This window comes from Methylobacterium aquaticum, from assembly GCF_016804325.1.
GTDB lineage: Bacteria > Pseudomonadota > Alphaproteobacteria > Rhizobiales > Beijerinckiaceae > Methylobacterium > Methylobacterium aquaticum_C.
Genome location: NZ_CP043627.1, coordinates 3960780 through 3977671, shown reverse-complemented (window position 1 = coordinate 3977671; position 16892 = coordinate 3960780). Strand labels below are relative to the sequence as shown.

The window sequence follows — 16892 nt, the reverse complement described above, 5'->3', positions numbered from 1 at the left end:
CGTCGCGCTGCCCCTCTCCCGGCCCGCTCCGCGGGCCACCCTCCCCCGCAGAGGGGGGAGGGTTCACGGCGGCGCGCCCCGGCAACGGAACGAACGAAACCAACAGGAGCCGAAAACCATGGCCCGCGACCCGCTCCCCCCGCCCGACCTCGAACCCGGCACCATCCCGGACGGCCCGCAAGTCGTGCGCCGCGACCCCGCCTCCTTGCGCTCCGCCCGCTGGTTCGGCCCGGCCGACCTGCGCTCCTTCGGGCACCGCTCCCGCGCGATGCAGATGGGCTACGCCCCGGAGGAATGGACCGGCAAACCGGTCATCGCGATCCTCAACACCTGGTCCGACCTCCAGCCCTGCCACGCCCACTTCAAGCACCGCGTCGACGACGTGAAGCGCGGGATCCTGATGGCGGGGGGCTTTCCCGTCGAACTCCCGGCGATCTCGGTCTCCGAGAGCTTCGTCAAGCCGACCACCATGCTCTACCGCAACATGCTGGCGATGGAGACCGAGGAGCTGTTGCGCTCCCACCCGGTCGACGGCGCGGTGCTGATGGGCGGCTGCGACAAGTCCACGCCGGGCCTGCTGCTCGGCGCCACCAGCATGAACCTGCCGGCGATCTACATCCCGGCCGGCCCGATGCTGCGCGGCAACTGGCAGGGCAAGGTGCTGGGCTCCGGCTCCGACAGCTGGAAGTACTGGGATGAACTCCGCGCCGGCAAGATCACCGACCAGGACTGGCTCGGGATCGAGGGCGGCATCGCCCGTTCCTACGGCACCTGCATGACCATGGGCACGGCCTCGACCATGACGGCCATCGCCGAGGCCGTCGGCATGGTGCTGCCCGGCGGCTCGTCGATCCCGGCGGCCGATGCCGGCCATATCCGGCTGTCCTCGGAATCCGGCCGGCGCATCGTCGACATGGTGTGGGAGGATCTGACACCCCAGCGGATCCAGACCCGGGAGGCCTACGAGAACGCCATCGCGGTCGCGATGGCGATGGGCTGCTCGACCAACGCGATCATCCATCTGATCGCCATGGCGCGCCGGGCCGGCCACGCCATCGGCCTCGACGATTTCGAGCGCTACAGCCGCATCGTGCCGGTGATCGGCAACGTCCGCCCGAGCGGCAACACCTACCTGATGGAGGACTTCTTCTACGCCGGCGGCATCCGGGCGCTGATGAACGAGATCCGCGAGCACCTGCATCTCGACTGCCTGACGGTCAGCGGCCGAACGCTCGGCGAGACGATCGAGGGCGCCAAGGTCCACGATGCGGACGTGATCCGGCCGCTGTCGAACCCGGTCTACGGCCAGGGCTCGCTGGCGGTGCTGAAGGGCAACCTGGCGCCGAGCGGCTGCGTCATCAAGCCGGCGGCGATGGACCAGCGCTTCCTCAAGCATTCGGGCCCGGCGCTCGTCTTCGACGATTACCCGTCGTTGAAGGCCGCGATCGACGACGAGACTCTCGACGTCACCGCCGACCACGTGCTCGTGCTGCGCAATGCCGGACCGCAGGGGGGGCCGGGCATGCCGGAATGGGGCATGCTGCCGATGCCGAAGAAGCTCCTGAAAGAGGGTCACCGCGACATGCTGCGCCTGTCGGATGCGCGGATGAGCGGCACCAGCTACGGCGCCTGCGTGCTTCACGTCGCGCCGGAATCCTTCATCGGCGGGCCGCTGGCGTTGCTCCGCACCGGCGACATCGTCAGCGTCGACGTCGAGGCAAGGGCGATCCGCATGGAGGTCTCGGACGAGGAACTGGCGCAGCGGCGCGCCGCCTGGACCCCGCCGGCGCCGCGCTACGAGCGCGGCTACGGCGTGATGTTCTCGCGCCACATCCAGCAGGCGGACGAGGGCTGCGACTTCGACTTCCTGCGCACCGAGTACGGCGCCCCGGTGCCCGAGCCGGCGATCTACTGATACGGACCGGGCGAGAACCCGGAGCACGACGATGACCCGCCCCAAGGGAACCGCTGCCGCGACCGGCCGCTCGCTACGGCTCTACCGCGGGGCGGGCGCCCCCCACGCCGCCATGGAGGCGCTCTACGCCCGCCTCGTACGGCCGGGCGACCTGGTGTTCGATGTCGGCGCCCATGTCGGGGATCGCGTCGCGGCCTTCCGGCGCCTCGGCGCCCGGGTCGTGGCGTTGGAGCCGCAGCCCGGGCCGCACCGGGCGCTCCGCCTGCTCCACGGCCGCGACGCGGGCGTGACGCTGGTCGCGGCGGCGGTCGGCGACGAGGCCGGCGAGGTCGTGTTCCACCTCAACTCGGCGAACCCGACCGTCTCCTCGGTCTCGGCCGAGTTCGTCGCCGGGGCGGCGGCCGCGCCGGGCTGGGAGGGGCAGGTCTGGGACCGGACGATCACGGTGCCGGCCACGACCCTCGACCGGCTGATGGCCGAGCACGGGCGCCCGGCCTTCGTGAAGATCGATGTCGAGGGCTTCGAGGACCGGGTGCTGGCGGGGCTCTCCGAGCCGCTGCCCGCGCTGTCCTTCGAGTTCACCACCATCGCCAGGGACGTGGCGCTCCGCTGCCTCGACCGGCTGGCGGCTCTCGGCCCCTACGGGTTCGATGTCGCACTCGGCGAGAGCCAGGTGTTGCGCTTCGGGCGCCCGATCGGCCGCGACGACATGGCGGCGCATCTGATGGCGCTGCCGCAGGCGGCGAATTCCGGGGATGTCTACGCGGTTCTCCGGACCTGAAGGTTCGTTTGAGTTGCGAGCGCACCATCGCATTGGTTTTTCAATCCCATTCGCGGCCTCGTCCTGAGGTGTCAGTCCATCGGAGATGGGCTGACACCTCAGAGCCTGTTTGAGCAGGATTTCTATCTAATATTTGAGGCGGACGGGATCATCCTACCCGCTAACCTCATCCTGAGGTGCGAACAAAGTGAGCCTCGAAGGAGGGCTCCAGGGATCGCCGAGGCTTCTGGAGCCCTCCTTCGAGGTCAGTCGATCTGCAATCGACTAACACCTCAGGATGAGGTGGAATGGTAGGATATCTCCTGATTTTTCTCAGTTTTTGTCAAATCACGCTGCTCAAACGGGCTCTAAGCATGATGTTGAGGGAAGGATTTCTGATTTCTTAAGGTTCAGCCGACGCTGCCGCTCCAGCAGTCACGTCGATGTCCGCGCCGTTGGGAAGTCCTTTACGCCTCGTGCGCGACGCAGGGATCGGGTTGCACGGGAGAGCGGCATGGGCGGTCGGATCGGGATCGGTATGGCGGCGATGCTCGGCACGCTGTGGCTCACCGGAGCGGCCCAGGCCGGCGCGCCGGACCGGACGCAGCGCCTTCTCGATGCGATGACGCGTCACGACCTGTGCGCGCGGGACGATGCGGAGCTCAAGCGGCTCCGCCGCGATCTGTCGAAACCCTCCGCCGCGAGGGTCGGCCCCAAACGATAGAGGGCGGATGCCGGCCCGGGGCCGGCACCGATCCGTCGGCCGGCTCAATCGGCCGAGCGCACGATCTTGGTGATGGCGAGCGGGGGCTTGCCGGATTTCTCGGCGATGTCGCGGTCCTGCTCCTCGATCACCTGGCGGACGGCGCCGTCGACGTCGTGCTCGAGGGTGGCGGTCCGGGGCACCCGGCGGTTGGAGCGGCGCGAGCCGTCCTCGTAGTAGACGTCGAACAGGACGTAGCCCGTGTCCTGCACTTTCGGCTTCTGCTTCGAACGCAGCATGGTCGTTGACTCTTCTTGGCGGCGGGGCACACGGCGCGACGGCGCGACCGGGGGGCCACGCCGACAGGCGGCCCGCGCCGCGAGGGGGAGGATCGATCGGACGATGGCGGTCCTTCGGGCGCCTCGTCGGGGGCCTGCCTCGGAGGGGCGGGCGCGCGACGCGAACGAGGATATGGGCCCGAACGCCGTCGAACGCCAGCGCGAAGCGCCAGCGTCGATGCCGCATTGCAGGACAACGAGAGGAGCGGCCCGGCGATCAGCCGGTATACATCACCGCCGCCACCGGGGCGGCCTTGCGCGGCGCGGTGTGGGTCATCGCCCAGATCGACCAGGCGGCGAGGCCCGAGCAGGAGAGCAGCACCAGCCCGCGGACGTAGCGGCCGCGGTGGATGTCGCGCACGGCATAGACCGGCATCAACGCCGCCTTGGCGAGGTTGCGCAGGGCCAGAACCATCAGGATCGCCAGGAAGGCCGTCACTGTCCCGAGCATGTCCATCCCCCAAGGCCGTGAGCCGTGGCGGAGCTTATCCCCGCAACACGACGAAACGAAGCCACCCGCCCGAAATAATCGCTGCGACGTGTCAACTCGGCCACAGCGATCCTGCATCTCGAATGGTTAACGATGCGTAACGGCGATCTGCCGGATCGCTGCGGCTCATCGCACCCGCGTGAAGTCCGGCCCCGCATAGGCGCGCACCGCGCTGCCGCCCCGATCCGCCACCGTGACGGTCGGGCCCAGCCCCGTCCGACTCCGATCGTCAGTAGCCCCTTGCCGCATCGACGGTATCCGGCGGCAGCCTTCCCTCGCGCACCGCGTCGGCCGCGGCGAGCAGGGTGCGGGCGACGGCCTGGGGGCTCGCCTCGCAGGCCTCGTGCGGGGTGATGCGGATCGCCGGATGGTCCCAGAACGGGTGCGCGGGCGGCAGCGGCTCGGTGGCGAACACGTCGAGGGCGGCACCCGCGAGACGGCCGGACTCGAGCGCCGCCAGGAGATCGGCCTCGACCAGGTGCTCGCCGCGGCCGACCTGGATGAGGAAGGCACCGGAACGCAGGGACGAGAAGAGGCGCGTATCGAGAATGGCGCGGGTTTCCGGCGTCAGCGGCAGCAGGTTGACCAGGACTTCCGTGTCGCCGAGCATCCCTGCCAGCCCGTCCGGGCCGTGATGATGGGTGACGCCGGGATCGGCCGTTTGCGGCGTGCGGCTCCAGGCCCGCACCGGGAAGCCGAGGGCAGCGAGATCACCGGCGACCCGCCGGCCGATCTTCCCGTAGCCGAGAATCCCGACCGGCACCGCGCTCGCATCCCGCGGATAGAGGCGGCGCCAGATCCGGTCGCGCTGGTTGTCGGCGTAAGCCGCGAAACGGCGCTGGTGGCCGATGACGTGCCAGAGCACGAAGCCCGACATCGCCCGCGCCTGATCGGGATCGACCACCCGCACCACCGGCAGGTCCGGCGGCCGACCGGGGCAGGCGAGGAGATTGTCGACCCCCGCCGCGATCGAGCACAGGGCGGCGAGGTTGGGGTAGCGCGCCAGTGCGTCGGCCGGCGGGCGCCAGCCCAGGGCCAGGCGCACCCGCTCGGGGTTCGGCGCGGGGTGATCCACGATCTCGACGTGATCGGCGATCTCGGCGAGCGCCGCGCCGAACAAGCCGCGCAGGTCGGTGGTCGCGCTCAAGAGCACGCAGGGAAGGCGGTCCATCGTCAGATCTGTTCGGGCAGAGGTGTCATCGAATTCGGGAAGGAGGTGGAATGTCCCATCACAACCTCATCCTGAGGTGCTGGCGATCGAGGATCGCGTGCGACTGAAAGGAGCCTCGAAAGAGGGCTCCAGTTCGCTCGGAGACTTCTGGAGCCCTCCTTCGAGGTCAGTCGATTTTCAATCGACCAACACCTCAGGATGAGGTCGATGATTGGAAGGACGGAATCACGGGACCCTCACGCCGCCTGCCGCACCCGGCCCGGCACCGCCTCCAGCAGCGCGCGGGTATAGGGATGCTCAGGGTTGGCGAAGAGCGCGCTCGCGGTCTTCAGCTCGACGATCTCGCCCTGGCGCATCACCGCGATCCGGTCGCAGATCTGTGCCGCGACGCGCAGATCGTGGGTGATGAACAGCATCGACAGGCCGAGCCGCGCCTTCAGGTCTTCCAGCAGCGCCAGCACCTGGGCCTGGACCGAGACGTCGAGGGCGGAGACCGCCTCGTCGGCGACCAGCACCTCGGGTTCGAGCGCGAGCGCCCGGGCGATGCCGATGCGCTGGCGCTGGCCGCCGGAGAATTCATGGGGAAAGCGCTCCAGCGCCTTCTCGTCGAGGCCGACGAGGGAGAGGAGCCGGCGCGCCCGCTCCATCGCCTCCGCCGGCGGGACCCCATGCGCCACCGGCCCGTCGGCGATGATCCGGCCCACGCTGCGGCGCGGGTTGAGCGAGGCGAAGGGGTCCTGGAACACCATCTGGATCCGGCTGCGGGCCTGGCGCAGGGCCTCGCCCTTGAGCCCGGTCAGGTCGGTGTCGCCGAGGCGCACGGCCCCGGCATCGGGCTCGATCAGCCGCATGACGAGACGCGCGACCGAGGATTTGCCCGAGCCCGATTCCCCGACGAGGCCCAGCGTCTCGCCGCGATGGAGCGTGAAGGCCACGTCCCGGGCCGCCGCGGTGCGGCGCTTCGGCTTCCACAGCCCGCCGCCGGTGACGTAGGTCTTCTGCAGGCCCGCCACCTCGACCGCCTTCGGCCCCGAGAGGGGAGGGCGGGCCGGCGGGTCCATGGTCGGCACGGCGGCGAGCAGGGTCCTGGTATAGGCGGCCTGCGGCCGGCCGAGCACGGCGCTCGCCGGCCCCTCCTCGACCACCCGGCCGTGGCGGAGCACCAGCACCCGGTCGGCGATCTCCGCCACGACGCCGAAATCGTGGGTGATGAACAGGACCGCCATGTCGCGGCGGGTCTGGAGGTCGCGGATCAGCTTGAGGATCTGGGCCTGCGTCGTGACGTCGAGGGCGGTCGTCGGCTCGTCGGCCACCAGCACGGCGGGTTCGAGGGCGAGCGCCATCGCGATCATCGCCCGCTGGCGCTGCCCGCCGGAGAGCTGGTGGGGATAGGAGCGGACGATCTGCTCGGGGTTGGGCAGCCCGACCTCGCCGGCGAGCGCCACCGCGCGGGCGCGGCGCTCCTTGGAGGTGAGGAGGCCGTGGGCCTCGAACATCTCGGCCATCTGGTCGCCGATCCGCATCAGCGGATTGAGCGCCGTCATCGGCTCCTGGAAGATCATCGCGATCCGCCGGCCGCGGGTGTCGCGCCAGCCGGCGTCGTCCTGCGCCAGCAGGTCGGTCTCGCCGAGGCGGATCGTGCCCGAGACCGGCCGCACCGCCTTCGGCAGCAGGCCCATCAGGGCGTGGGCGCACATCGACTTGCCGGAGCCCGATTCGCCGACGAGGCACAGGATCTCGCCGGCTACCAGATCGAACGACACGCCGTCGACGGCGTTCGCCCGGTCGCCGCCCTGCGGCAGGGCGAGGCTCAAATCGCGGACCGAGGCGGCGATCCGTCGGGGGGCGGCATCCATCGCAGCGCAATCCATCTCAGCGCTCTCGGGACAGGCGCGGGTTGAGGGCGTCGTTCAGCCCCTCGCCGATCAGGTTGAGGGCGAGCACGGTGAGGAGGATGAGCAGGCCCGGGAAGGCGGTGATCCACCAGGCCTGCCGGATCACCGTGCGGCCGGCCCCGACCATGAAGCCCCAGGACATCCGGTTCGGGTCGCCCAGGCCGAGGAACGACAGCGAGGATTCGAGCAGGATCGCGGTGGCGACCATCAGCGAGGCCAGGACCACGATCGGCGACAGGGTGTTGGGCAGCACCTCCCGCCGCAGGATGGTGAAGGTGGTCTGGCCCGTGACGATCGCCGCCTGGACGTATTCGCGCGAGCGTAAACTCAGCACCTCGCCCCGCACCAGCCGGGTCACCGGCGGCCAGCTCACCAGCGCGATGGCGAGGATCATCGAGGACAGCGAGGGCTGGAGGATCGCGACGAGCACGATGGCGAGGGCGAAGCTCGGCACGGTCTGGAACAGCTCGGTGAAGCGCATGAGTGCATCGTCGACCCGGCCGCCGAGATAGCCGGCGAGCGCGCCGAGCGGCACGCCGATGAGCAGAGCGGCGAGCGTCGAGACCAGACCGACGATCAGCGACACGCCGGCCCCGTGCATCAGCCCGGCGGCGATGTCGCGCCCGAGCGCGTCGGTGCCGAGCGGCACCCGCTCCAGGGTGAAGGGCGGCACGAAGGGCCGCTGCACCATGCGCCAGGGCGAGGTCGGGTAGAGGATCGGCGCGAGAAGTGCCGCGGCGACGACGAGGGTCAGGATCACGAGGCCGAACACCGCGCCCGGATGGCGCAGGAAGGCGGAAAGCGGCCCGCGGCGGCGCGCGAGGCGGGGGGCGGCGAGCGGAACGGCGTCGTCCATCACGCCACCTCGATGCGGGGATCGACCGCGCGGTAGACCACGTCGGTGACGAGGTTGAAGACCAGCACCATCGCGGAGGAGATCACGAAGACGCCGAGCAGCAGGTTGTAGTCGCGCTGGAGCAGCGCCTCGTACATCAGCCGCCCGATCCCCGGCCAGGCGAAGACCGTCTCGGTGAGCACCGCGCCGCCGACCAGGGTGCCTGCCTGGAGGCCGGCGAGCGTCACCACCGGCAGGAGGGCGTTGCGCAGGATGTGCCGGCGCTGGATCACGCCTTCCGTCAGGCCCTTGGCCCGCGCCGTCTTCACGAAGTCGAGGCGCGAGACCTCCAGCATCGAGGAGCGGGTCATCCGCACGTAGACCGCCATGAAGAACAGCCCCAGCGTCATGGCCGGCAGCACCAGATGGTGGGCGATGTCGAGGGCGCGGGACAAGCCGGTGTAGCCCGCTCCCACGGTCTCGAAGCCGAAGCTCGGCAGCCAGTCGAGCCGGACCGAGAACAGCAGGATCGCCATCAGCGACACCCAGAACAGCGGCGTGGCGTAGAACAGCAGCGCGACGCCGGTGATCGCGGTGTCGGCGAGCGTTCCGGACCGCCGGGCTGCCAGCGCGCCGAGCAGCACCCCGAGGGAGAGCGAGATCGCGAAGGCGCTGCCGGTGAGCAGCAGCGTCGCCGGCAGCCGCTCGCCGATCAGCGTCGCCACCGGCATCTGCTGGCGCACCGAATAGCCGAGATCGAGCCCGGCCATGCTGCGAAGATACGCGCCGAGCTGGCTCGGCAGCGGCTGGTCGAGGGCGAATTTTTCCCGGAGCTGGGCGATGAAGGCCTCGTCGCCCGCCCCCGCCTCGCCGGCCATCACCAGGGCCGGATCGCCGGGAGCGAGGCGGATCAGGAAGAAGTTCAGGACCACGATGGCGAGGAGCACCACGATGCCCTTCGCGATCCGCCGCGCGATGAAACCCGCCATTCCGCTATCCCTCAGAGTCTGTTTGACTCACTCGACAGTCTTGCTCGACGGTCTTGATACCCTCCGCGTCATCCCGGGGCCGCGAAAGCGGAGCCCGGGATCCAGAACCGCTGATGGTTCAGGAAAAGGCGGATCGCGTTCCGCCTCTTCTTTGTCCACCTGAGGTTCTGGATTCCGGGCTCCGCTGTCGCGGCCCCGGAATGACGCGGTGGATGTGAGATCCGTCAAGGCCTGTCAAACGAGCTCTCAGCGCTCGATCCAGGCGTCCCGGAACCCGTCATTGACCCCAATGCCGGTGGTGACGAGGTCGTGGACCTTGCAGCGGGTGATGGTCGGGAATTGCAGCTCCAGGAGCCAGGCGTTCGGCGCGTCCTCGACGAGCGTCTTCTGCACCGCGTCGTAGATCGGCCGGCGCTGGTCGTCGCCGACCGCGACCGCGCCCTTCGCGAAGGCCTCGTCGACGCTCGGGTTGGAATAGCCCTCGACGTTGTTGAACGGCGAGCCCTTGGCGATCTGCGACGTGACGTAGTTGCGCCCGACCCCCAAGGCGGGGTCACCGTATTGGTAGAGGTAGGTGAAGGCGATGTCGTAATCCCAGTCGGAGGTCTTCTGGTTCCAGCCGGCGACGTCGGTCGCCACCAGCTCGACCTTGATGCCGGCATCCTCGAGGTTCTGCTTCACGGCCTCGGCCCAGCGCTGCCAGGTCTCGCCGTAGGGTAGCGGCAGCAGGCGCACCGTCTCGCCCTTGTAGCCGGATTCCTTCACCAGCGCCTTGGCCTTGGCCGGATTGTAGGAATACCTCGCCGCCTTGGCGTCGTAGTAGCGGACGGTGGAGGAGAACGGGCCGGTCGCCGGCTTGCCGAGCCCGTTCCAGACCACGTCGCGGGCGAAGTCGCGGTCCAGCGCGTAGGACACCGCCTGCCGGAACGCCTTGTTGGCGGTCGGGCCCTTGCGGTTGTTGAGCCAGAGCCAGGAATGCGGGCTGAAGAACTCCCAGCCCTTGGTGGTCGAGCAGGCGCCCTTGAGCGAGGACAGGCGCTGCACGTCGAAATTCTCGACCGAGCCGCCGGGCAGGATGTCGACCTTGCCGGTCTCGAACGCCACCGCGCGGGCGGCGGCGTCGGGGATCACGTGCCAGTAGATCTCATCGAGATAGGGTTTTCCCGCGACGTGATAGTTCGGGTTCTTCACCAGCCGGATGTAGGAGCCCTTCTTCCACTCCTTGAACATGTAGGGGCCGGTGCCGATCGGCGTGTTGTTGGCCGGGTTGGTCTTGTAGTCGGTGCCGGCATAGATGTGCTTCGGGATCATCGGCAGCGAGCCGACCTCGAAGATGCCGAGGAACGGGCCGAACGGCTCGGACAGGGTGAAGACCACGGTGTAGGGATCGGGCGCCGTCACGCTCGCGACGCGGGTGAGGTTGCCGCGGGCGCGGGCATGGGTCTGGCGCAGCAGCTCGACCGAGAAGACCACGTCGTCGGCGGTGAACGGCTTGCCGTCGTGCCAGGTGGCGTTCTTCACGAGCTTGAAGGTGTAGGTCTTGCCGTCCTCACCCATGCTCCAGCTCTCGGCGAGGCCGGGCAGGGGCTTGAGCGCCGAATCGTAGCGCAGCAGCCCCTCGTAGATGTTGCCGGCCACCATCTGGGTCGGGCCGTTCTGCACCATCGCCAGCATCAGGCCGGGCGGCTCGGGCTGGATCACCGCGTTGGCGGTGCCGCCGGGCTTCGGGGTCTGGGCGAAGGCCGCGCCGGCGAGCGCCAGGGAGAGCACGGTGCCGGCCATGAGCGTCTTGAGCATCAATTGTCCCTCTTGGTCCCTGTCGCGGCGTGGGAGTGCATGCACCACGAATGGCGCGCATTCTCCTCTCCCCGCCGGGCGGGGAGAGGGCTCCGGCGACCTTGTCGTCGACGGAGCGAGGCGTCAGCCGAGGGTGAGGGGGTGTTTCCGGAGGAGCCTCATACGTCGAGACCCCCTCACCCTCGCCCTTCGGGCTCGCTGCCGACCCGGCGAGGGGTCGGCAGCCCTCTCCCCGCCCGCGGGGAGAGGAGGAACCCGCGCTCCGTGCGGCAGCGGCCGGTTTGCTCGGCTCTACTCTTTGTAATCCGGGTCGCTGCGCTCCAGCATGCGCTTGAACGCGTCCCACTCGGTGTCGGGCATCCCGCCCGTCTCCATCTTGTCGTAGAACGAGGCGTATTGCCCGGCGGTCTTCGTGGCCACCGCCGCCGACGGGCGGATCAGCGGCGCGCCGGCGGCCTGCAGCGCGAGCTGGGCCCGGCACGAGCGCTCCAGGTTGTGCATCAGCTTGAACGCTTCCGCCACCGAGCGGCCGCAGGTCAGCATGCCGTGGTTGCGCAACACCATCACCGGCTTGTCGCCGAGATCGGCCACCAGGCGCTGGCGCTCGTCGAGATCGAGCGCGATGCCCTCGTAGTCGTGATAGGCCAGCCGCCCGGCGAACTGCATCGACCACTGGTTGAGCGGCAGCAGCCCCTCCTCCTGGCAGGACACGGCGACGCCCGCCACCGTGTGGGTATGGAGCACGCACAACGCGTCCTCCCGGGCGGCATGGACCGCGCTGTGGATGGTGAAGCCCGCCGGGTTGATGCCGAGCCCGCACGGATCGTCCACGACCCGCCCCTCGAGGTCGACGGTGACGAGGTTGCCGGCCTTCACCTCCTCGAAGCGCAACCCGTAGGGGTTGATCAGGAAGCGGTGCTCCGGCCCCGGCAGGCGGGCCGAGATGTGGGTGTAGATGCTGTCGTCGAGGCCGAGCCGATGGATCAGCCGGTAGGCGGCCGCGAGGTCGACGCGGATGCGCTGGACCTCGTCGGCCTGCGGATGGGCGGATGACGACATCGGACCTCCTCGCGGAAAGCTTCGCGGCGGCATGAGGCGCCACGACATCTTCACGTCTACGGACGGCGCGGCGCGACAACTCGCACGCCGGCGACCGGATGCAGGGCCGGACGGATCACGACATCACCCGGCATGAGCCTAGACTGACCCGGCCTTGCGCGGTGATCAAGCTGAAAGTGTCGACAATCGACGCCTACGCATTGCACACTGCCCGGACGGAGGTGCGATGCGCGCGATGTCCCCACCCGTCGGATTGCCGCTGCTGGCCGAGAGCGATCTCGTGCGCCAGGTCGCGCGCCGGCTCACCGATGCGATCGTGCAGGGGCGGCTTCCCCCTGGCGCCAAGGTGGCGGAGGCGGCGGTGGCCCGCGAACTCGGCATCAGCCGGGCGCCGGTGCGGGAGGCGGCCCGCCTCCTCGAGAGCCAGGGCCTGCTCAAGGCCTCGCCCCGGCGCGGCTTCTTCGTGCGCGAACTCTCGGCGCAGGACGTGGACGAGCTCTATGCCTTGCGCCTGTGCATCGAGCGCCATGCGGCGGTGGAGGCGTCACGCCGCCTGACGCCGGAGACCCGCGCCGCCCTGCGCCGCCAGCTCGACCTGATGCGGGATCTCGCCCGGCGCGACGATCCGGCGACCATCGTCGAGGCCGATTACCAGTTCCACCGCCTGATCTGCGAAGCCTCCGGCAATGCGCGGCTGCTGCGCCTGTTCGACGGGCTGGCCTCGGAATTGCGGATCGTCATCGGGCTGATCGGGCGGCTCTACGACGACCCGGACGAGATCGCCCGCACCCACGAGCCGGTGCTGGAGGCCATCGAGGCCGGCCACCCGGAGCGGATCGTCGCCCATGTCGACCACCATCTCGGCGTCGCCCGCCGGGAGGTCGTCGGGCTGGTGCGCAGCCTCACCCCCACGCCCTGAGAGACGAAGGGAAACCTCATGAAGGCCGTCCATTCCGAGGACCACCGCCGCCACGACCCGAAATTCTTCCTGGTGCGCGGCCAGGTGAAGCCCGCTGCCGACCAGCCCGAGCGGGCCGACCGGCTGCTCGCCGGGCTCAAGGCCGGCAACCACAGCGTCGTGGCGCCGCAAGCGCACGGCGCCGGCGCGCGGGCGCGGGTCCACAGCCCCGATTACCTCGCCTTCCTGGCGGAGGCCTGGGAGCAGTGGGAGGCGCTGCCCGACCATGGCGCGGAGATGATCGCCAACATCCACCCGGTGCGCGAGGCCGCGACCTACCCGACCCACATCGTCGGGCGGCTCGGCTGGCACACGGTCGACACCGCCTGCCCGATCGGCCCGGGCACCTACGCGGCGGCGGCGAGCGCCACCGACGTCGCCGCGAGCGCGGCGCAACTCGTGCTCGACGGCGAGGACGCGGCCTATGCATTGTGCCGCCCGCCCGGCCACCACGCCTATCGCGACCGGGCCGGGGGCCATTGCTACTTCAACAACAGCGCGGTCGCCGCCGCGCATTTGCGCCAGACGCACGCGCGGGTCGCGGTGCTCGACGTCGACGTGCATCACGGCAACGGCACGCAAGGGATCTTCTACCGCGATCCCAGCGTGCTCACCGTCTCGCTCCACGCCGATCCGCGCGGCTTCTACCCCTTCGTCTGGGGCTATGCCCACGAGCGCGGGGAGGGGGAGGGGATCGGCGCCAACCTGAACCTGCCGCTGCCCCTCGGCACCGGCGACGACGCGTATCTCGACGTGCTGGAGGGCGTGGCGAGCCGCACGGTGAAGGCCTTCGCCCCGACGGCCCTCGTGGTGGCGCTCGGCCTCGACGCCTCGGAGCACGATCCGCTCGCCGGGCTCGCCATCACCACGGAGGGCTTCCGCCGCATCGGCGCGGCGCTCGCCCGTCTGAACCTGCCGACCGTGCTGGTGCAGGAGGGTGGCTACCTCTCGGACCTTTTGGGCGAGAATCTCACGGCGGTGCTCGCCGGCTTCGAATTCGCCCGCTGAGGAGTTTTTGGCCCATGGCCTTCGCCTGCACGATCCCCGCGATTCCGACCGTCCAGCACGACGACGACACAATCCGCATCACCCGCTGGGATTTCTCCCCCGGCGCCGTCACCGGCTGGCACGAGCATGGCTGGCCCTATTTCGTGGTGATGATCACGGAAGGCACGCTCCGGGTCCACGACGGCGCGCAGGTCACCGAGGTGCCGCTCGCCCACGGCCAGTCCTACCGCCGCCCGGCCGGCATCCGCCACGACGTCCAGAACGGCTCCGACCACCCGATCGCCTTCGTGGAGATCGAGGTGAAAAAGCCGGAGGGGCTGGCGGGCGCCCTCTGAGCAAAAAGAAACGGCCGGGGCTCGCGCCCCGGCCGCTTGGTCATTCGTCAGGTCTTCGGCGGCCCCGGACTGGCGGCCCCCCGAACCGTCCGCTTCGGTTTGCGTCCCGTCGCCGGGACTTTTCGCGAGAGGACGTCCCTCGGGAGGGCTTCCCGCAAGACCGATACCGGTCCTGCGGCAAGCGGCTCAGCAGGCGATCAGCGCAGGAGCTGGAGGATGCCCTGCTGCGACTGGTTGGCGAGCGACAGGGCCGAGATTCCGAGCGAGTTGCGGGTCGAGAGAGCCTGCGAGTTCGCCGCCTCCTCGTTGAGATCCGCATTCGTCAGGTTCGCCGCGCCCGCATCGAGCACGTTGATCATCTGCTTGGTGAAGTCCTGCCGGTTCTGCACCACCGCCAGGTTGGCACCCAGGGTCGAGGCCTGATTCTTCAGCTGGCTCGACGCGCTGTTGATCGTGGCGACCACGGCGTTGATCGAGTTGCTGTCCTGGAAGTCGGTCTGGCCGATCGCGTTCAGGCCGAGCATCGAGGCGGAAACCTGCGTGCCGGAGATCTTCAGCGAGGAGGTGCCCTTCTCGTTGAAGGTCACGTTGACCGTGTCGCCGGCGAGCAGGTTCGTGCCGTTGAAGCCCGAATCCGCCGCCATCTGGTCGATCTGCGACAGCAGGTTGTTGTAGGTGGCCATCAGCGCGTTGCGGCTGTTCGAGCCGTCACCGCCGATGATTGCGGTCGAGGTGCTGGAGCTGAACGGGTTGCCGGTGCCGCTCGCCGACAGGGTCAGGCTGTCTGCGCCCGACTCGTTGGTGGTGCTGATCTTGATCGCGCCGGTGGTGGCGTCGATGCTCGCCATCGCGTTGGCCGGGGCCAGGGCGGCGTTGAGCTGGTTGAGGGTCGAGACCTGGCCCGGGGCGCTGCCGAAGGTCAGGCTGACGGCGTTGCCGCTGGCGACCTTGACGCTGATCGTCTTGCCGTTGAGGGCGCTCGTGGCGGTCGGGGTGGTGCCGGAGATCGCGCCGACGCCGGAGGCGAAGGACTGGGTGGCGAAGCCGAGCTTGGACACCAGCGCGGTCGCGGTGCTGCCGTTGCCCAGCGTGATCGCGGTCGAGGAATCCGCCGCCGTGAAGCTGAACTTCTGGGCGCTGGAATCGTAGGTCGCGCTCACCGTCCCGTTGGTCGCCACGCTCACCTTTTGCGCGAGCGACCCCAGGGTATCGGTTCGGCCAACGGTCACAGCTTGTCCGTTGACGGTGAACGTGTCGCCAGCCGTGAAGCCGATGCCAGTGGCGAGCGTGGTCGCCGTCGGCCTGAACACGCCGGCGGTGATCGGAACCGTCGTTCCCGCCGTGCCGGTGAACAGCTTCGTCGTGTTGTTGTCCGACCCGACCACGAACGCGCCGCCATCACCCGTGCCGGTGAGAGTCAGGTTGAGGTTCGGGGCGGTACCAGAAGTGCCGGCGACGACGCTCGATCCGGCGGCCTTCAGCTGAGTGTTGATCGCGGAAGCCAGCGCAGTGGTGGTGGCGGTGTCGGCACCCTTGTTGATCGTGATCGAGACGTTGTCGATCGAGATCGTCGCCGTGGTCACCGAGCCCGACATGTTCAGGGCAGTCTCGATGTCCGTGCCGCCAGCAAACGCGGTGGAGCTCGTGGCGGTCTTGGCCGTGCCGGTACCGGTGGTCGCGCCGATAACATTCTCTGCCGTCGCGACGGTCGCGCCGACCGACAGGAGGTTGTTGGCGGTGGCGCCCGTCAGGGCGGTGGAGCCGACGCTGGCCTTGGCGGTGAAGGCGTTCGAGGACGAGAGGGCCTGCTGAGCGACGGACTTGAGCTGGTCGGTCAGGCCTTGCAGCTTGGTGAGACCGGTATTGGCGGCTTGGATCGTCTGGATGCCGTTCGACACGCCGTCGAGCAGGCTGGTCAAGGCAGACGAGCGCGACGACAGACCTTGGGCCGTGAAGTAGTTGCTCGGGCTATCGAGGGCGGTGTTGACCTTCTTGCCGGTCGAGAGGCGGGTCTGGGTGGTCGAGAGAAGGTCGGCGGTGCCCTGAAGCGACAGGAGGTTCTGGCGCGTAGCGGCCGAAAGGGTGATGCCGGAGGACATTGGTCGATCCTATTGATCGGGAGACCTTCGTGTTTTGAAGGCGAGATCAGATTGGCCCCGCCGCCCTTGCCCGGTCCTTACCGCAAAGCTGAAAAGGCCGCCCTTCCCCTGGATCCGGAGGTCATGACTTTCAGGATCTTAATGGCAGCGCCCGCCGTCACTGATTGATTTACCTTAATGTGATAGTTACCATGATTCATGCGCGGCTGAGAGCCGATAGCCGAGACATTGAATGCGAGATGGCAGTGGTTCGCGCTGCTTGAGGGCCTGGCAGGCACCAGCGGCTACGGGAAGAATGCCGCTGAAATGCCCACCGCAAGCGTCGCCGCTCCGATTGCCGGCTGAAACGGCCGCCGGTCCTCCAAAAACAGGCTTGGCGGTACCATCATGACCCGCCGTGACATGGTCGCCCGAGGATGCATCCGCAGAGATTGTTAAGGCCAACTCGAATTAGCCAACCGACTTGCAATCCTTGATGTCATCCTGGTGCCGCGAACGCGGAACCGGGATCCACAACCGCCGACGGTGCAGGACAAAGCG

General features: G+C 69.0%; 15 protein-coding genes. 6 read left to right on the top strand and 9 right to left on the bottom strand.

The window, feature by feature from the left end; translation table 11 throughout:
- Positions 1-118 precede the first annotated feature (118 nt).
- The 3 genes from araD to F1D61_RS18000 all read left to right on the top strand — a co-directional run bounded on the left by araD (position 119) and on the right by F1D61_RS18000 (position 3399).
- Complete coding sequence (gene araD, locus F1D61_RS18010; RefSeq protein ID WP_203153038.1) at positions 119-1915, top strand: L-arabinonate dehydratase; 1797 nt, start codon at positions 119-121, stop codon at positions 1913-1915.
- Between the two features lie 31 nt (positions 1916-1946).
- Positions 1947-2696, top strand: coding sequence for an FkbM family methyltransferase (locus F1D61_RS18005; RefSeq protein ID WP_203153037.1), 750 nt, complete (start codon positions 1947-1949; stop codon positions 2694-2696).
- 493 nt (positions 2697-3189) lie between these two features.
- Positions 3190-3399, top strand: coding sequence for a hypothetical protein (locus F1D61_RS18000; RefSeq protein ID WP_203153036.1), 210 nt, complete (start codon positions 3190-3192; stop codon positions 3397-3399).
- A 44-nt stretch (positions 3400-3443) separates the two neighbouring features.
- Here the strand turns inward: F1D61_RS18000 and F1D61_RS17995 are convergent, their stop codons facing one another.
- The 8 genes from F1D61_RS17995 to F1D61_RS17960 all read right to left on the bottom strand — a co-directional run bounded on the left by F1D61_RS17995 (position 3444) and on the right by F1D61_RS17960 (position 11952).
- Positions 3444-3677 carry a hypothetical protein gene (locus tag F1D61_RS17995; RefSeq protein WP_165085980.1) on the bottom strand — a complete coding sequence of 78 codons (234 nt, stop codon included), beginning with the start codon at positions 3675-3677 and terminating at the stop codon, positions 3444-3446.
- A gap of 256 nt (positions 3678-3933) precedes the next feature.
- On the bottom strand, positions 3934-4167 hold the full coding sequence (locus F1D61_RS17990) for a hypothetical protein (protein ID WP_203153035.1): 234 nt from the start codon (positions 4165-4167) through the stop codon (positions 3934-3936).
- 268 nt (positions 4168-4435) lie between these two features.
- Positions 4436-5377, bottom strand: coding sequence for a 2-hydroxyacid dehydrogenase (locus F1D61_RS17985; RefSeq protein WP_203153034.1), 942 nt, complete (start codon positions 5375-5377; stop codon positions 4436-4438).
- Between the two features lie 236 nt (positions 5378-5613).
- Positions 5614-7248 carry an ABC transporter ATP-binding protein gene (locus F1D61_RS17980; protein WP_246775396.1) on the bottom strand — a complete coding sequence of 545 codons (1635 nt, stop codon included), beginning with the start codon at positions 7246-7248 and terminating at the stop codon, positions 5614-5616.
- Between the two features lies 1 nt (position 7249).
- Entirely contained in the window at positions 7250-8128 is an 879-nt protein-coding gene (locus F1D61_RS17975) for an ABC transporter permease (protein ID WP_246775395.1), read from the bottom strand.
- On the bottom strand, positions 8128-9096 hold the full coding sequence (locus F1D61_RS17970; protein WP_203153033.1) for an ABC transporter permease: 969 nt from the start codon (positions 9094-9096) through the stop codon (positions 8128-8130). Before F1D61_RS17970 ends, F1D61_RS17975 begins: the two co-directional genes overlap by 1 nt.
- A gap of 246 nt (positions 9097-9342) precedes the next feature.
- Positions 9343-10893 (bottom strand): ABC transporter substrate-binding protein, encoded by a 1551-nt coding sequence (locus F1D61_RS17965; protein ID WP_203153032.1) that lies wholly within the window; start codon positions 10891-10893, stop codon positions 9343-9345.
- A gap of 291 nt (positions 10894-11184) precedes the next feature.
- A complete protein-coding gene (locus F1D61_RS17960; RefSeq protein WP_203153031.1) occupies positions 11185-11952 on the bottom strand; it encodes a class II aldolase/adducin family protein in 768 nt (255 codons plus the stop codon).
- Between the two features lie 235 nt (positions 11953-12187).
- Between F1D61_RS17960 and F1D61_RS17955 the strand changes: the two genes are divergently transcribed.
- Genes F1D61_RS17955 through F1D61_RS17945 form a run of 3 tightly spaced genes read left to right on the top strand, consistent with a single transcriptional unit; the run spans position 12188 to position 14253 of the window.
- A complete protein-coding gene (locus tag F1D61_RS17955) occupies positions 12188-12871 on the top strand; it encodes a GntR family transcriptional regulator (protein ID WP_246775394.1) in 684 nt (227 codons plus the stop codon).
- A gap of 18 nt (positions 12872-12889) precedes the next feature.
- A complete protein-coding gene (locus F1D61_RS17950; RefSeq protein WP_203153029.1) occupies positions 12890-13918 on the top strand; it encodes a histone deacetylase family protein in 1029 nt (342 codons plus the stop codon).
- Positions 13919-13932: 14 nt separating this feature from the next.
- Positions 13933-14253: a cupin domain-containing protein gene (locus tag F1D61_RS17945; protein ID WP_203153028.1), complete on the top strand. Its 321-nt coding sequence runs from the start codon at positions 13933-13935 to the stop codon at positions 14251-14253.
- Positions 14254-14450: 197 nt separating this feature from the next.
- Here the strand turns inward: F1D61_RS17945 and F1D61_RS17940 are convergent, their stop codons facing one another.
- Entirely contained in the window at positions 14451-16352 is a 1902-nt protein-coding gene (locus F1D61_RS17940; RefSeq protein ID WP_203153027.1) for a flagellin, read from the bottom strand.
- Between the last annotated feature and the right edge of the window lie 540 nt (positions 16353-16892).

Coding starts and splice junctions, on each gene's coding strand:
- araD (WP_203153038.1), top strand. CDS start 119: ATGGCCCGCGACCCGCTCCCCCCGCCCGACCTCGAACCCGGCACCATC.
- F1D61_RS18005 (WP_203153037.1), top strand. CDS start 1,947: ATGACCCGCCCCAAGGGAACCGCTGCCGCGACCGGCCGCTCGCTACGG.
- F1D61_RS18000 (WP_203153036.1), top strand. CDS start 3,190: ATGGGCGGTCGGATCGGGATCGGTATGGCGGCGATGCTCGGCACGCTG.
- F1D61_RS17995 (WP_165085980.1), bottom strand. CDS start 3,677: ATGCTGCGTTCGAAGCAGAAGCCGAAAGTGCAGGACACGGGCTACGTC.
- F1D61_RS17990 (WP_203153035.1), bottom strand. CDS start 4,167: ATGCTCGGGACAGTGACGGCCTTCCTGGCGATCCTGATGGTTCTGGCC.
- F1D61_RS17985 (WP_203153034.1), bottom strand. CDS start 5,377: ATGGACCGCCTTCCCTGCGTGCTCTTGAGCGCGACCACCGACCTGCGC.
- F1D61_RS17980 (WP_246775396.1), bottom strand. CDS start 7,248: ATGGATTGCGCTGCGATGGATGCCGCCCCCCGACGGATCGCCGCCTCG.
- F1D61_RS17975 (WP_246775395.1), bottom strand. CDS start 8,128: ATGGACGACGCCGTTCCGCTCGCCGCCCCCCGCCTCGCGCGCCGCCGC.
- F1D61_RS17970 (WP_203153033.1), bottom strand. CDS start 9,096: ATGGCGGGTTTCATCGCGCGGCGGATCGCGAAGGGCATCGTGGTGCTC.
- F1D61_RS17965 (WP_203153032.1), bottom strand. CDS start 10,893: ATGCTCAAGACGCTCATGGCCGGCACCGTGCTCTCCCTGGCGCTCGCC.
- F1D61_RS17960 (WP_203153031.1), bottom strand. CDS start 11,952: ATGTCGTCATCCGCCCATCCGCAGGCCGACGAGGTCCAGCGCATCCGC.
- F1D61_RS17955 (WP_246775394.1), top strand. CDS start 12,188: ATGTCCCCACCCGTCGGATTGCCGCTGCTGGCCGAGAGCGATCTCGTG.
- F1D61_RS17950 (WP_203153029.1), top strand. CDS start 12,890: ATGAAGGCCGTCCATTCCGAGGACCACCGCCGCCACGACCCGAAATTC.
- F1D61_RS17945 (WP_203153028.1), top strand. CDS start 13,933: ATGGCCTTCGCCTGCACGATCCCCGCGATTCCGACCGTCCAGCACGAC.
- F1D61_RS17940 (WP_203153027.1), bottom strand. CDS start 16,352: ATGTCCTCCGGCATCACCCTTTCGGCCGCTACGCGCCAGAACCTCCTG.